Source organism: Sphingomonas echinoides (assembly GCF_029623395.1).
GTDB lineage: Bacteria > Pseudomonadota > Alphaproteobacteria > Sphingomonadales > Sphingomonadaceae > Sphingomonas > Sphingomonas echinoides_A.
The window spans coordinates 19,818-34,115 of record NZ_JAPYKK010000030.1 but is presented as its reverse complement, the minus strand read 5'-3'; the positions used below and the strand labels follow the sequence as shown (position 1 = coordinate 34,115).

14 protein-coding genes are annotated in these 14,298 nt (G+C 66.3%); 5 read left to right on the top strand and 9 right to left on the bottom strand.

Going from position 1 to position 14,298, the window contains the following annotated elements; translation table 11 throughout:
• Positions 1-30 precede the first annotated feature (30 nt).
• The 8 genes from rfbB to QBJ92_RS15640 form a co-directional block, all read right to left on the bottom strand.
• Entirely contained in the window at positions 31-1,104 is a 1,074-nt protein-coding gene (gene rfbB, locus QBJ92_RS15675) for a dTDP-glucose 4,6-dehydratase (protein WP_277970638.1), read from the bottom strand.
• Positions 1,097-1,954, bottom strand: a complete 858-nt coding sequence (rfbD, locus tag QBJ92_RS15670) for a dTDP-4-dehydrorhamnose reductase (RefSeq protein WP_277970637.1) — start codon at positions 1,952-1,954, stop codon at positions 1,097-1,099. Before rfbD ends, rfbB begins: the two co-directional genes overlap by 8 nt.
• On the bottom strand, positions 1,951-2,496 hold the full coding sequence (gene rfbC, locus QBJ92_RS15665) for a dTDP-4-dehydrorhamnose 3,5-epimerase (protein WP_277970636.1): 546 nt from the start codon (positions 2,494-2,496) through the stop codon (positions 1,951-1,953). Before rfbC ends, rfbD begins: the two co-directional genes overlap by 4 nt.
• On the bottom strand, positions 2,490-3,386 hold the full coding sequence (gene rfbA / locus QBJ92_RS15660) for a glucose-1-phosphate thymidylyltransferase RfbA (protein ID WP_277970635.1): 897 nt from the start codon (positions 3,384-3,386) through the stop codon (positions 2,490-2,492). The genes rfbC and rfbA overlap by 7 nt, the downstream gene beginning before the upstream one ends.
• A gap of 92 nt (positions 3,387-3,478) precedes the next feature.
• Positions 3,479-4,501, bottom strand: a complete 1,023-nt coding sequence (locus QBJ92_RS15655) for an SDR family NAD(P)-dependent oxidoreductase (protein ID WP_277970634.1) — start codon at positions 4,499-4,501, stop codon at positions 3,479-3,481.
• A gap of 115 nt (positions 4,502-4,616) precedes the next feature.
• On the bottom strand, positions 4,617-5,249 hold the full coding sequence (locus tag QBJ92_RS15650) for a Smr/MutS family protein (protein ID WP_277970633.1): 633 nt from the start codon (positions 5,247-5,249) through the stop codon (positions 4,617-4,619).
• On the bottom strand, positions 5,224-6,501 hold the full coding sequence (gene mltA / locus QBJ92_RS15645) for a murein transglycosylase A (RefSeq protein ID WP_277970632.1): 1,278 nt from the start codon (positions 6,499-6,501) through the stop codon (positions 5,224-5,226). Before mltA ends, QBJ92_RS15650 begins: the two co-directional genes overlap by 26 nt.
• On the bottom strand, positions 6,501-7,145 hold the full coding sequence (locus QBJ92_RS15640; protein ID WP_277970631.1) for a Tim44/TimA family putative adaptor protein: 645 nt from the start codon (positions 7,143-7,145) through the stop codon (positions 6,501-6,503). The genes mltA and QBJ92_RS15640 overlap by 1 nt, the downstream gene beginning before the upstream one ends.
• Positions 7,146-7,326: 181 nt before the next feature.
• Between QBJ92_RS15640 and secB the strand changes: the two genes are divergently transcribed.
• From secB to trpS, 3 genes are all read left to right on the top strand, one after another.
• Complete coding sequence (secB, locus tag QBJ92_RS15635) at positions 7,327-7,842, top strand: protein-export chaperone SecB (RefSeq protein ID WP_277970630.1); 516 nt, start codon at positions 7,327-7,329, stop codon at positions 7,840-7,842.
• Positions 7,843-7,922: 80 nt separating this feature from the next.
• Complete coding sequence (murJ, locus tag QBJ92_RS15630; RefSeq protein ID WP_277970629.1) at positions 7,923-9,488, top strand: murein biosynthesis integral membrane protein MurJ; 1,566 nt, start codon at positions 7,923-7,925, stop codon at positions 9,486-9,488.
• 16 nt (positions 9,489-9,504) lie between these two features.
• Positions 9,505-10,506 carry a tryptophan--tRNA ligase gene (gene trpS / locus QBJ92_RS15625; RefSeq protein ID WP_277970628.1) on the top strand — a complete coding sequence of 334 codons (1,002 nt, stop codon included), beginning with the start codon at positions 9,505-9,507 and terminating at the stop codon, positions 10,504-10,506.
• A gap of 42 nt (positions 10,507-10,548) precedes the next feature.
• Here the strand turns inward: trpS and QBJ92_RS15620 are convergent, their stop codons facing one another.
• The gene (locus QBJ92_RS15620) at positions 10,549-11,373 is read right to left on the bottom strand and encodes a class I mannose-6-phosphate isomerase (RefSeq protein WP_277970627.1); all 825 of its coding nucleotides are present in this window, start codon (positions 11,371-11,373) and stop codon (positions 10,549-10,551) included.
• 170 nt (positions 11,374-11,543) lie between these two features.
• Between QBJ92_RS15620 and QBJ92_RS15615 the strand changes: the two genes are divergently transcribed.
• Positions 11,544-12,485: an outer membrane protein assembly factor BamD gene (locus QBJ92_RS15615; protein ID WP_277970626.1), complete on the top strand. Its 942-nt coding sequence runs from the start codon at positions 11,544-11,546 to the stop codon at positions 12,483-12,485.
• 82 nt (positions 12,486-12,567) lie between these two features.
• Positions 12,568-14,232: a DNA repair protein RecN gene (gene recN / locus QBJ92_RS15610; protein WP_277970625.1), complete on the top strand. Its 1,665-nt coding sequence runs from the start codon at positions 12,568-12,570 to the stop codon at positions 14,230-14,232.
• The last annotated feature ends 66 nt before the right edge of the window (positions 14,233-14,298 follow it).

Below are 14,298 nucleotides of genomic sequence, written 5' to 3'. Positions count from 1 at the left end.
GAACGTCAGCCCGAAACCGCAGACCCGCTTTTACTTGCTGGTCAGCTTTGCGCGCTCCAGCATCGGCTGCCACCACGCTTCGTTCGCGAGATACCAGGCGAGCGTGTCGGCGAGACCACCCGCAAAGTCGCGCGCTGGCATGTAATTGATCTCCGCCCGCGCCTTGCGCTCGTCGATCGCGTAGCGGCGGTCGTGGCCCTTGCGGTCCTCGACGAAGGTCTTGAGCGTCGCAGTCGCTTCGCCGCGCGCGGCGGGCGAATTGGGATAGCGCTCGGCCAGCGACGGATCGGCGGCAAACGCCGCGTCGACGCTGCGGCAGATCTCGTCGATCACGGTCAGGTTGGGGACTTCTTCCCCGCCACCGATGTTATAGACTTCGCCCGACGTGCCACGCTGGAGCGCTGCCTCGATCCCGCGGCAATGGTCCGACGTGTGGAGCCAGTCGCGCACGTTCATCCCGTCGCCATAGATCGGCAGGTTACGCCCGTTGAGCGCGTTGATGAGGAACAGCGGGATCAGCTTTTCCGGGAATTGGAACGGCCCGTAATTGTTCGAGCAATTCGTCGTCGTCACGTCCAGCCCGAAGGTGTGATGATAGGCACGCACCAGATGATCGGCCCCGGCCTTCGATGCCGAATAAGGCGAATTGGGCGCATAGGGCGTGGTTTCGCTGAAGGCCGGATCCGTCGGGCCGAGCGACCCATAGACTTCGTCGGTCGAGACGTTGTGGAAGCGATGCGGCGTGCCGCTGCCGCCGTCGAGCCACACCGTCCGCGCGGCGCGCAGCAGGCTGTGCGTGCCGAGCACGTTGGTCGTGACGAACGCGTCGGGATCGAGGATCGAACGGTCGACGTGGCTTTCCGCCGCGAAGTGCACGATGGTGTCGATCGCATGGTCGCGCAGCAACGTGGTGACCAGATCCGTGTCGAGGATGTTGGCGTGCACGAAGTCGACCGCCTCGACCCCGTCGAGGTTGGCGCGATTGCCGGCATAGGTCAGCGCATCGAGCACGACGATCGCGTCGTCGGCATGGTTGGCGCGCCAGTAATGCACGAAGTTCGCGCCGATGAAGCCGGCGCCACCGGTAACGAGCAGATTAGCCATGGTTCTGGATCTCTTCGATCATGATGTGGAGATTGTCGCGCCACGGCGTCGGCGCACGGTCGAGCGCGGCATAGGTCGCCGAACAGTCGAGCACCGAATAGGCCGGGCGCCGAGCGGGCGTCGGATAGTCTGCGGTGGTAATCGGCACGATCGGGACGGCCTTCTCGAGCAGGCCTGCGGCGAGCGCCTCCTCCTGGATTGCCACCGCGAAATCGTACCAGCTCGCCTGACCACCGTCGCTGAAGTGATACACACCCGTCGCACCTTGCTTGGCCAGTCCCCAGAGCGCCGCTGCCAACGCGGGAGCGTAGGTCGGGCAACCCACCTGATCGCCGACGACCCGGACTTGCGGATGCGCCTGCATCAACCGCAGCATCGTGCGGACGAAGTTCGCGCCGACCGGGCCGTACAGCCACGCGGTCCGCACCACCAGTGCGTCCGGGCCAGCCGCCCGTTCACCGGCAAGCTTGGTGCTGCCATAGACGCCGAGCGGCGCCGGCGTGGCATCGGGGGCATACGGCGTGGTCCCGCTGCCGTCGAAGACGAAGTCGGTCGAGACGTGAACCAGCTTCGCGCCGACCGAGCGCGCTGCGGCGGCGAGATGCCCGACCGCATCGCCGTTCACGGCCTGCGCGAGTGCCGCATCGCTCTCCGCCTTGTCGACCGCGGTGTACGCGGCGGCGTTGAAGATCACGTCGGGCGCAACCTCCTGGACATAGGCCGCAACCCGCGCGGCATCGGTGATGTCGAGCACGTCCTGGTCGCCCGAGACGATCTCGACCCCTGCCGGGGCCGTGGCGATCAGGGCATGGCCAAGCTGGCCGCCGGAGCCAACGATCAGCGCCTTCATGACGCTGCGATCTGGTCGAGGGTCTGCGCGACCTGGTCCTTCGCGGACAAGGTCGGTTCGATCCCGTCGAGCGGCCAGTCGATCCCGACCTGCGGGTCATTCCACAGCAAGGCGCGCTCATCCTTGGGCGAATAGGTGCTGGTGCACTTGTAGAGGAAGTCGGTGTCGTCCTCGAGGCTGAGGAATCCATGCGCCAACCCCGGGCCGACCCAGAACATCCGCTTGTTCGCCGCGCTCAGGTGCACGCCGGTCCACTGGCCGAACGTCGGCGATCCCTTACGGATATCGACGGCGACGTCGAACACCGCGCCCGACACCACGCGCACCAGTTTCCCCTGCGGGTTGGGTTGCTGGTAATGCAGCCCGCGCAACACGCCCTTGGCCGAGCGGCTGTGATTGTCCTGAACGAACGTCCAGTCGAGCCCGAGGTCCTTGAAGGTCGTGTCGTTCCAGCTTTCGAGGAAGAAGCCGCGATCGTCACCGAACACCTTGGGTTCGAGGATCAGGACGTCCGCAATCGGCGTCTTGATGACGTTCACCATTGCGGATGCCCCTCTTCGAGCAGGCCGAGCAGGTAATCGCCATAGCCACTCTTGCGCAATTCACCGCCGAGCCGCTCCAGCTGCGGCGAATCGATGAAGCCCTTGCGCCACGCGATTTCCTCGGGGCAGCAGATCTTGAGGCCCTGCCGCTCCTCGATAATGCGGACGTAATTGCCCGCGTCGATCAGCGAATTATGCGTACCGGTATCGAGCCAGGCATAGCCACGTCCCATGATCTCGACGTTGAGTTGGCCCGCGTCGAGATACATCCGGTTGAGATCGGTAATCTCGAGCTCGCCTCGCGGCGACGGTTTGAGCTGATGCGCGAAATCCACCGCGCGCTCATCGTAGAAGTACAGGCCGGTGACCGCATAGTTGGACTTCGGGTTCTTCGGCTTCTCCTCGAGATCGATCGCCGCCCGCGTCTTGGGGTCGAACGCAACCACACCGTACGCCGACGGGTCGCGGACATAATAAGCGAAAACCGTCGCACCAGCCGTGCGAGCATTCGCCGTATCGACCAGATCCGCCAAGCCGTGACCGTAGAAGATGTTGTCGCCAAGCACGAGCGCCGACGGCTTTCCGTCGACGAACTCGGCGCCGATCAGATAGGCTTGCGCCAGCCCGTTGGGCTCCGGCTGCACTGCGTAGGTGATCGAGATTCCGAGCCGGCTGCCATCACCCAGCAACCGCTGGAACGCGCTTTGCTCATGCGGGGTCGTGATGATCAGCACCCGCTTGATCCCCGCGAGCATCAGCGTCGACAGCGGATAATAGATCATCGGCTTGTCGTAGACCGGCATCAACTGCTTGGACGCCGCCTGAGTCAGGGGGTGCAACCGCGTCCCGGATCCGCCTGCCAGGATGATTCCGCATCTTTCAACTGTCATGCTCTGTCTCTTATCCTTGCCCTGGACCGCATCATTCGAACCATAGGCGTGCCGTTTTTCGCCTACTTAAGTTCTGCGTCGGTTCCTAGGCGTTATTGTTCAGGCGTGGCGTAATAGCCGCGATACCATGCGACGAAGTGTTTGACCCCGGTGCGAACGTCCGTCGCAGGGGCGTAACCGGTCAGGCGGCGCAACAGATCGGCGTTCGCCCAGGTGGCGGGCACGTCGCCGGGCTGCATCGGCAGATATTGGCGCACTGCCGGCTTGCCGACTTCCGCCTCGATCGCCTCGATGAAATCCTCGAGCCGGACCTTGTCCGAATTGCCGATGTTGACGATCCGGTAGGGCGCGACCGGCGAGAGACTATCGCCGGCCACGATGTCCTTTGCAGACGCGGGACGCTCCGGCACGACATCGATCAGCAACCGGATGCCGCGCACCAGATCTTCCACATAGGTGAAATCGCGCCACATGTCGCCGTGGTTGAAGATCTCGATCGGCGTCCCCTCGAGGATCCCCTTGGTAAACTTGAACAGCGCCATGTCCGGCCGCCCCCACGGCCCATACACCGTGAAGAAGCGGAACATCGTCGTCGGAATGTCCCAGACGTGCGCATAACTATGCGCCATCGCTTCGTTCGCCTTCTTGGTGGCGGCGTAGATGGTCAGCGGCGTGTCGCTCTTGTCGGTCTCCGCAAACGGCATCGCTTCGTTCGCCCCGTACACCGACGACGTCGACGCCATCAGCAGATGCGCAACCTTCAACGCCCGCGCGACTTCCATCACGTTGAACGTCCCCGTCACGTTGGTGTCGATATAAGCGCGCGGGTTTTCAAGGCTGTAGCGAACTCCGGCCTGCGCCGCGAGATGGACGATCACGTCGGGGCGCGCCCGCGTAGTATAGTCCATCAACCGGTCGGCCTCGAGAATGTCGAATTCCTCCGCGGAGAAGGCATTGCTGCGTTGCAAGTCGGCGTGCCGGGCGCGTTTCAGGCCAACGTCGTAATAATCGGACATCGAGTCGACGCCGACGACCCGGAAACCTTCGGCCAGCAAGATCTTGCAAAGATGATAGCCGATGAAACCAGCCGATCCGGTGACCAATATTACGCGCACGGAGCCATTCCAGCGATCCTTTTCGTCATTCGACCGACCGGCCCGGGGAGACCATCACTTTGCACGGCCAGCCGCGACCGCCAAGCCTGTTCCCACACGCGGGGTTGCTATTGCTTTAAAGACCCCGGGGTCGCTTGAGCACGATGTACAGCGCGCCTGCGCCGCCATGCCTTGGATGTGCAGCGCGGACGGCGGCGATCGCCGAGCTGTGCCGGGAGCCTGCCAGCCAATCCCCCGTCGCCGCCCGGATCGCGCCCCGCGCATGCGGGCGCTCGCTTGCCGGGCGCGGCGGCTTTCCCGTCACCAGCAGGACGGTGCGGTCCCCCGCGCGAATCGCCTGCGCCAGGGCCGCGTCGAGCAGATCATACGCGCTGGCGAGCGTATGCCCGTGAAGATCGACCGTCCGGTCCGGCGACACCAGACCGCGCGAGAGCTTGCGGTCCCAGCTCCCGTCGAGCGTATTGGCAACGACCGGCGGTTGCGCGCGCACGGCACGCGGCGGCATCGTCGGGCCGGTTCCCGCGGCGACGGACGCCGGAGACCGGGACGGCTTCACCACCATCGTCAACGTCGGCGGCAGCGATCCTGCCTTGGGCTTGATCGCTTGGGCCGGTTTGGGAGCGGCGGCGGATGGACTGACCGGTTTCTTCGAAACGGGTTCCGCCGGTCGGCGCGCAATGGGACGCACGCCGGACATGACGCGGACCCATAAGGCGGCCTCGTCAGGGCTGAGGGATCGGTGCCCCATTGGCCCTCTCCTGCGTCAGGCGTGCGATCGTCCCGGTCGGCACGAGCAGGAATGCCGTGCCGCGCGCCGACATGCCACCAGCGGTCGCCTCCGCGTCGGGCCCGGCACCCCAGAAAGTGTCGATCCGGTTGGGCCCCTTGATCGCCCCGCCGGTATCTTGCGCGATCCACAGCCGGCTCGCGTCCGCGCGGTCCATCGACAGCAGGACCGGCGCGCCCAGCGGCACGAACTTCGGGTCCGCTGCAGCGCTCACGCCGCCCGTCACCGCGACGCCCAGCGCGCCCTGTGGCGCGCTCGCCTGCTCGCGGAAGAAGACGTAGCTCTTGTTCTCGCGCATGATCGCGGTTGCCTCGTCGGGATGCGCGTGCAGCCACGCGACGATCCCCTGCATCGAGGTCTGCCCCGGCCCGAGCAGCCCGCGCCGCTTCATCAGCGCACCGATACCGGTGTAGTCGCGCCCGTTTTGCGACGTGTAGCCGATCCGCACGATCGATCCGTCGGGCATGCGCAGCCGCCCGGAACCCTGCACCTGCAGGAAGAACAACGCGACCGGATCCGCCGCATAAGCGATGATCGGCGCCCGCCCGCCAAGCGTCCCCTGCTCGATCGCGGTGCGATCGTCATAGGGGACGAAATTGGACCCAGACACGCGACCGCGAATCTTGCGGCCTTTAAGCGAATCGCTGAACAGCCCGAGGTCGACGTCGATCAGGTCGTTCGGGCGACCGTAGATCGGCACCGCATAGCCCGGCACCGGCTGGCGCGACGCGGCGATCTCGGGTTCGTAATATCCGGTGGCGAAAGCCTTGCCGTCGCCGACCTGCACCGCCTCGAAATATTGGGCAAAGAAGGCGCGTGCACCGCCAGGGGCAACCGTCGGCGCTGCGGCGCAGGCCGCCTGCCAGTCGCTGCCCCGCGTCAGACCGGACGAATCCGTCCGCCGCTGGAGCGATGCGCACGACGTACGGAATGCAGCGACCGCGCGCACCGCATCCTCCTCGCGCAGCGGCAAGTCGGCAACCGGTGGACCAGCGACGAAACCCGAGGCGACGGCGTTGACGCTCCCGGGAACGGCAACCGTCGGTACGGCTTTGATCGGCGTCGCGGGAACGGGCCGGGCGACCGTCGCCGGACGCGATACGGTTGCGGGCCGTTCAACCTGCCCACCGCACGCCGACAGCAGCGTCGCCACGCCGACGCACAGCAACCGCTGCGGCAGCAAACGTGCCACTTCCCCCCGTTGCACGGTCATCACGCCTCGTCGGTGTCGGCGAGCTTCCAGTTCGGATCGCTGCTCTTCAGCGTCCGCGTAAAGGTCCACACGTCATGCGTTTCCACCGCGTCGGTCATCGACCCGGCGATCACCACCGACTCGGCGTCTCGCGTAATCGCAACGATGTCGGCATCGAAGCGAACCGTGATGCGCGCGACCTTGCCGTCGAGCACCGCATCAGAGACGATCGCTTTTTCGATCGAGACGACACGATTTTCGAGCGTGTGACCGGCTTCCTTGCGCTCGTCGATCGCGGCGACGAACGCATCGCGAACGCCGGCTTCGGTGAGCCAGTCCAGTTGTTCGGTGTCACCCTGCCAGTATGATTCCAGAATCATCCGGTACGCCGCCTGTGCGCCCTGCAGGAACCGTGCGACGTCGAACGACGAATCCGCCGAAATGATCGAGCGAATGCCCGACTCGGCCTTGGGTTCGACCAGTCGACTTGCAGGCTCCCGTGATTCAGCAATCGCTTCGACAGGGCGCGGGACGAGGGTCAGGGGCGCCCTGTCCTCCGCCGGCTTGGGCAAGGGCTGTTCGTGCCCGGTGCGCTTGCCCAGGACTCGATACAGTTGGAGCGCCATGAAACCGGCGATCATCGCGAGAATAACTAATAGGAACACGCGGCCTCCGGCGGGTTGGCAGACAGGGATACATAGGCGCAACGCACGAAGGTTTCAAATGATGCGCCACGTGCGTGACACTCGGCGCCCGTTGAACTCGGCTCGCCCCCCTGCTACGCGCGCGGCTTCGACTGCGCCACCCGTGGCGCTATCTATAGTACGGACATTAAGGACGCGTTGCATGAGCGAGCAGGACGACGGCTTCATCACTTCGACCGGGATTGCCGGTGAGCCTCTCGCCAACGGGGCGGACACCGCCCCCGCAGCCGGGATGATCTCGCAGTATATCAAGGACTTCTCCTTCGAGAACCCGAATGCCCCGGCAATCTTCCAGAACCAGACCGCACCCGCGATCGACGTGCAGTTCAACATCGCATCGGCACAAGTCGGGGACGATGTGTACGAGATCGTGCTGCGGATCGAAGTGAAGGCGGACGCCGACGGACAGGTCGCGTTCCTCGTCGATCTTTCTTACGCGGGGCTGTTCGGCCTGCGTAATTTCCCCGCCGAACATCTCCAGCCGTTCCTGCTGGCGGAGGCGCCGCGCCTCATGTTCCCGTTTGCGCGCCGCGTCCTTGCCGATGCGATTCGCGACGGTGGCTTCCCGCCGCTGCTGCTCGAGCCGATCGACTTCGGCGGCATCTTCCTCGCGCAGCAGGAATCCGGCGCGACGGCCAACCCGCTCGGCTCGGCCTGATCCGATGACGTCCCCCCGGCGCTGCGCCGGGGGGATACCGGGCCGCCCGCACATTTGATCTTGGAAAGCGGCCCGACTCGATGAACCTTACCCGCGCGCTCGGATCGATCGGCAGCCTTACGCTCGCCAGCCGCATCCTGGGGCTCGTCCGCGATTCGCTGTTCGCGCGCTATGTCGGCGCCGGCTTCGCGTCGGACGCGTTCCTCGTCGCGTTCCGCCTGCCCAACCTGTTCCGCGCCTTGTTCGCGGAGGGTGCGTTTTCGGCAGCGTTCATCCCGATGTTCAACCAGAAGGTCGGCGACAAGACCGGAGACGGCCTCCCCACCGGCCTCGCCTTCGCGCGCGACGTACTGTCGGTGCTGCTGCCGATCCTGATCGTCATGACCGTCATCCTCGAACTCGCCGCCTGGCCGGTGACGTATCTGCTCTCCGGTGGCTTCAACGACGTCCGTTCGGACCAGTTCGATTTCGCGGTGACGCTGTCGCGGCTGACGATTCCCTATCTCATGCTCATCAGCCTGGTGTCGCTGCTCGGCGGCATCCTTAACTCGCTCCAGCAATTCTGGGTCAACGCCGCCGCGCCGATCCTGCTCAACCTGACGTTGATCGCCGCGCTGCTGGTGTTCCACGCCGCCGATCCGGCGGGCACCGCGCGCAATCAGGCGGTCGCGGTGAGCGTGTCCGGGGTACTGCAACTCGGCTGGCTGGTCTGGGCGTGCCGTGCCAACGGCGTCCGGCTCGGGTTCAGCATGCCGCGATTGACCCCCGACGTCCGCAAGATGCTGTCGCTGATCCTCCCTGCCGCGGCGGGCGCGGGCGCGGTCCAGATCAACCTCGTCGTCTCGACCGCGCTGGCCGCCTCGCTGCTGCCGCACGGGTCGGTCACCTATATCTATTTGGCGGACCGCGTGAACCAGCTTCCGCTGGGCCTGATCGGGATCGGGCTGGGCACGGTGCTGCTCCCGCTGATCTCGCGCCAACTCGCCGCGGGCGAAGAGGCGACCGCGATGACGACGCAGAACCGCGGGCTCGAACTCGCGTTGCTGCTCACCCTGCCCGCGACGGTCGCGCTGGTGCTGTGCGGCGCGCCGATTGTCGCCGCGCTGTTCGAGCATGGCAAATACGGCACGCTCGACACCCTCTATACGGCACAAGCGCTCGCCGCTTTCTCGATCGGCCTGCCGAGCTACATTCTGGTCAAGGTCCTGACTCCGGGCTTCTACGCAAGGTCGGACACCAGGACGCCGGTCCGCTTCGCGACGATGTCGATGGGGGTCAATCTGCTGCTCAACCTCGCGCTGATCGTCCCGCTCAAACATATGGGGCCGCCGCTCGCGACCGCGCTGGCGTCAACCTTCAACGTCGTGCTGCTCTATCGCACCCTGCGCCAGCGCGGGCATTTCGAACCCGACGCCCGGCTCAAGCGCCGCGCGTGGCGGCTGGCGCTTGCGGCGCTGGCGATGGGGCTGATCCTGTGGCTGCTGCAAGGGCTGTTCGCCCCCTACACGCACGGCACCTGGATGATCCGGACCGGCGCGATGGTCGTACTGGTCGCCGCGGGCGGGCTGGTCTATGCAATCATGACCTTCGTGCTCGGGGCGTTTACCCGGGACGATCTTTCCTTCCTGAAGCGCAAACGCGCCTGACGTAAGAGAACTGACCATGCGCGTCGTTTCCGGCATCCAGCCAACCGGCAATCTCCACCTCGGCAATTATCTCGGCGCGATCCGGCAATGGGTCGCGATGCAGGATGCGATCCCCGCGGGCGACGATTGCCTGTTCTTCCTCGCCGACCTCCACGCCTTGTCGCAGCCCGTGATCCCCGCGGAGCTCGACGCGAACACGACCGAGATGGCGGCGACGCTGCTGGCGTGCGGGATCGATCCGAAGCGGTCGATCCTGTTCAACCAGGCGCGCGTGCCCGCGCACAGCGCACTCCACTGGATCCTCGGCGGCACCGCGCGGATGGGCTGGCTCAGCCGGATGACGCAGTGGAAGGACAAGGCGGGCAAGAAGGGCGAGACGCAGAGCGTCGGGCTGTTCACCTATCCGGTGCTGCAGGCCGCCGACGTCCTGCTGTATCAGGCAACGCACGTCCCCGTCGGCGAGGACCAGAAGCAGCATCTCGAACTCGCGCGTGACATCGCGGTCAAGTTCAACACCGATTACGGCGACACCTTCGCGCTCCCCGAACCGCTGATCTCCAAGGCGGCGCCGCGCATCATGAGCCTGCGCGACGCGAGCGCCAAGATGTCAAAGTCCGATCCGTCGGACGCATCGCGGATCAACCTGGTCGACAGCGACGATCTGATTTCGAGCAAGATCCGCAAGGCCAAGAGCGACGCGGACGCGCTCCCCGAAGCGGTGGCGGATCTGGCGGAGCGGGCCGAGGCGCGCAATCTCGTGACGATCTACGCGGCGCTGGAAGGCAGCACACCCGATGCGGTGCTGGCGCAATATGCCGGTCAGGGGTTCGGCGTCTTCAAGCCCGCGCTGGCGGACCTCGCGGTGGCGACGCTCGCGCCGATCCGCGATCGATTGACGGCGCTGCTCGAGGATCGCGCCGCGGTCGCCGCCGTGCTGGCGGACGGTGCGGCGCGCGCCACGACGCTGGCGGCACCGACCCTCGCCGCCGCGCAGCGCGCGGTCGGCTTGCAGGTCTGAGATCCGCCGCTTCGGGGAGTCCCCGAAGCGGCGGGCTCCAGATCAGATCCGCTTCGCGCCCGGATAGGCCAACGCCAGATCGCTGCCCGCATCCGCGGTAAGGTCGCACCGGCCTTCCAGCGTCAGGCATTCGCCCGCCTTGAACGCGACGCCGTCGACGACGCCCGCGCCCGTCAGCGGAACCAGCCAGCCGGTCAGCCCAGCGGGCAAATCGATCGTGTGCGTGCCGCCAGCAAGGCGTTCGATCACGAACTTGGGCCCTTCCGCCAATACGATACGGTCGGTGCCGTCCTGCGGCGGAGTCGGCAGCGGTACGAACGGCACGGGGTCCGAAACCTTGACGCCCGCATCCAGATGCAGTTCGCGGTCGCTGCCGTAATCATACAGCCGATACGTCAGGTCGACGTTCTGCTGGATCTCGACCAGCGTGACGCCCGCGCCGATCGCATGGACCGTGCCCGCTTCGGAATAGAAGAAGTCGCCCGCCTTGACCGGCTTCCAGTCGAGCAGATGCTCGATCGATCCGTCGAGCGACGAAGCGCGCAGCGCGTCCTTGGTCATCGGCTCGAGCGTCCCGAGCGCGATCGTCGAATCGGGTTCCGCCGCAAGGATGATCCACGCCTCGTCCTTGCCGCGCGGATAGCCCGCCGCCTGCGCGGCCGCATCGTCGGGGTGGACTTGCACCGACAATTTCTCGCTCGTGAAAAGATATTTCACCAGGAGATCGGGTTCGCCTGCGTGCGGGGTCTGGAACCACACCTCGCCGACCTTCTCGCCATCCGCGGGCGGATTGGCAAAACCGGGCCACAAGGTATGGCGACCCCATGGCTTTTCAACGCGTTTGGTGGCGAGCAAAGTAGCGGTCACGGGGGTGTTTCTCCTGGAGGGTCCAATGGCGCAAACGCGGCACTGGCGCGATGTGATCCGCGCCAGCACTGCAACGTTCAAGGGAAAAGCGCTAGCCGGAAGGGTGCGTACGGGAAAGCACGGTGAAAAGGATTGTTCGCGCCTCGACGGTTCGGCTAAGACGACCCCCGATGCGTACCCCCCATGCCCGCTCGCCCCTGTTTCGTGCCACAGCGCTCGCGCTGATCGCCGCCACCGCTTTCACCACCGCTGGCTGCGCGAAGCGTGGCAAGTCCGACATTCCGTATGTCGCGCGCGACGTGGGCACCTTGTACACGACCGCACGCCTGCGGCTCGACCAGGGCGACTATAAGATCGCGGCCGCGCTGTTCGACGAGGTCGAGCGGCAGCACCCTTATTCGGTCTGGGCGCGCCGCGCGCAGTTGATGAGCGCGTTCAGCTATTATCTCGCGCATGATTACACCGCATCGATCCAGTCGGCGCAGCGCTTCCTGTCGGTGCATCCGGGCAACCGCGACGCGCCCTACGCCTATTACCTCGTCTCGCTCGGCTATTACGAGCAGATCAGCGACGTCACGCGCGACCAGAAGATCACGCAGCAAGCGCTCGATTCGCTCGGCGAACTGATGCGGCGCTATCCGAACAGCAAATATGCCGCCGATGCGCGGCTCAAGGTCGATCTCGTGCGCGATCACTTGGCGGGCAAGGAAATGGAGATTGGCCGGTTCTACGAACGGCGCGGTCTCTGGCTCGCGGCGAGCGGACGGTTCCGCCGCGTCGTCGACGACTATCAGACGACCACCCATGTCCCCGAAGCGCTGATGCGCTTGACCGAAACATCGCTCGCGCTCGGCGTGCCCGACGAAGCGCGCAAGGCGGCCGCAGTGCTTGGCGCCAACTATCCCGGCACGCCTTGGTATGCGCGCGCCTACAAGCTGTCGCAGGAATATCCGCCGGTCGCGGTCGCCGCGATCCCGCCCGGCCAGCAGATCGTACCGTTGACGAGCGCGCTGAGCATCCCGACCAAGTCGAAGGAGATCAACCGCGACACGCGCGCGGCGCCGGTGGGCGGATCGTCGACCAACCCGAACAACCCCAATCCGGTCCAATAAGCCGCGTGTCCCCGGTTCCGCCGGCGCCGGATGCAAAGAACAATTCCGGAACGGCGCAGGATAGTCTAGAGGCGACGGCACGATGCTGATTTCGCTGGCCATTCGCGACGTCGTCCTGATCGAAGCGCTCGACTTGCACTTCGTCGCGGGGCTGGGTGTGCTCACGGGGGAGACCGGCGCGGGCAAGTCGATCCTGCTCGACGCGCTAGGCCTCGCGCTCGGCGGTCGTGGCGAGGCGGGGCTCGTGCGCCAAGGCGCAACGCAGGCGGTCGTCACCGCGACCTTCGATACGCCCGCCCCCGAAGGGCCGATCGCCACATTGCTCGCCGAGAACGGCTTCGATACCGAACCCGGCGAACCGCTGATGATCCGCCGTATCGTCAAGGCGGACGGCGGCAGCCGTGCCTTCGTCAACGATCAGCCCGCCTCGGCGGGGCTGCTGCGCGAGATGGCGCAGCATCTGGTCGAGATCCACGGCCAGCATGACGACCGCGGCCTGCTCAACGCGCGCGGGCACCGCGCCTTGCTCGACGCGTTCGGGCGAGTCGATACCAGTCCGGCGGCAGGCGCGTACAAGGCGTGGCGCGCCGCCGAGGGCGCGCTGGCGACCGCGCATGCGACGATCGAAAGCGCCGCGCGCGACCGCGAGTGGCTCGAACACAGCGTCGCCGAACTGCGCGCGCTGTCGCCAGAACCGGGCGAAGAGGAAACCCTCGCCGAGCGCCGCCGGTCGATGCAGCGCTCGGAAAAGATCGCCGCCGACCTTTCCGCGATCGAGCAATGGCTCGAAGGCTCCGACGGCGGTCTCGCCCAGCTCCGCCAGGCCGCGCGTGTGCTCGAGCGCGTCGCGGAGGATCATGAGGCGCTGGCCGAGGCACTCGCCGCAATCGACCGCGCGGTGATCGAGGGCGCGGTCGCCGAGGATCAATTGCGCATCGCCAAGACAGACCTCTGGTTCGATCCGTCCGCGCTGGAGGATGACGAGACTCGCCTGTTCGAACTGCGCGGAATGGCGCGCAAACACCGCGTCCAGCCCGACGATCTGGCCGAGCTCGCCGCCGAGCTCGAGGCGAAGCTGGCCGCGCTCGACGCGGGCGAGGAAGGCATCGCCGCGCTCGAACGCAAGCTCGCAACCGCGCGCGCCGAGTTCGATCGCGCCGCCACCACCCTCACCGAGGCGCGGACCGCCGCCGCCGAACGGCTCGATGCGGCGGTGCGCGGCGAGCTTGCGCCGCTCAAGCTCGACGCTGCGCGATTCCGCACCGTGGTCGCCCCCGCGACCGCCGATGCGTGGTCGTCGGCGGGCAAGGACCGAGTTGAGTTCGAGATTTCGACCAACCCCGGCGCGCCGTTCGCGCCGCTGGTCAAGATCGCCAGCGGCGGCGAATTGTCGCGCTTCATCCTCGCGCTCAAGGTCGCGCTGGCCGAACAGGGCAGCGCCGCGACGATGATCTTCGACGAGATCGACCGCGGCGTCGGCGGCGCGGTGGCGAGCGCGATCGGCGACCGGCTGGCGCGGCTCGCGGGCGGCACGCAGGTGCTCGTCGTCACGCACAGCCCGCAAGTCGCCGCGCGCGGCGCGCAGCATCTGCTGATTGCCAAGCGGCATGACGGCGTGGTGACGCGCACCGGCGTGACCCCGCTCGACGACACCGACCGCCGCGAGGAAATCGCGCGCATGCTCTCGGGTGCGGAGATCACCCCCGAAGCGCGTGCGCAGGCGGACCGGTTGCTGGAAAGCGTCTAGCGCAGCCGCAACGACGTCTTTCAGTTGCGCTCCCCCGGGGGATCGGAACGAGCATAAGCCGTTCTC

What these genes read in the sequence shown, in the direction of transcription:
- rfbC (WP_277970636.1), bottom strand. Translation starts at nt 2,496, where the DNA reads ATGGTGAACGTCATCAAGACGCCGATTGCGGACGTCCTGATCCTCGAA.
- trpS (WP_277970628.1), top strand. Translation starts at nt 9,505, where the DNA reads ATGCGCGTCGTTTCCGGCATCCAGCCAACCGGCAATCTCCACCTCGGC.
- rfbD (WP_277970637.1), bottom strand. Translation starts at nt 1,954, where the DNA reads ATGAAGGCGCTGATCGTTGGCTCCGGCGGCCAGCTTGGCCATGCCCTG.
- rfbB (WP_277970638.1), bottom strand. Translation starts at nt 1,104, where the DNA reads ATGGCTAATCTGCTCGTTACCGGTGGCGCCGGCTTCATCGGCGCGAAC.
- murJ (WP_277970629.1), top strand. Translation starts at nt 7,923, where the DNA reads ATGAACCTTACCCGCGCGCTCGGATCGATCGGCAGCCTTACGCTCGCC.
- rfbA (WP_277970635.1), bottom strand. Translation starts at nt 3,386, where the DNA reads ATGACAGTTGAAAGATGCGGAATCATCCTGGCAGGCGGATCCGGGACG.
- recN (WP_277970625.1), top strand. Translation starts at nt 12,568, where the DNA reads ATGCTGATTTCGCTGGCCATTCGCGACGTCGTCCTGATCGAAGCGCTC.
- mltA (WP_277970632.1), bottom strand. Translation starts at nt 6,501, where the DNA reads ATGACCGTGCAACGGGGGGAAGTGGCACGTTTGCTGCCGCAGCGGTTG.
- QBJ92_RS15615 (WP_277970626.1), top strand. Translation starts at nt 11,544, where the DNA reads ATGCGTACCCCCCATGCCCGCTCGCCCCTGTTTCGTGCCACAGCGCTC.
- secB (WP_277970630.1), top strand. Translation starts at nt 7,327, where the DNA reads ATGAGCGAGCAGGACGACGGCTTCATCACTTCGACCGGGATTGCCGGT.
- QBJ92_RS15650 (WP_277970633.1), bottom strand. Translation starts at nt 5,249, where the DNA reads ATGGGGCACCGATCCCTCAGCCCTGACGAGGCCGCCTTATGGGTCCGC.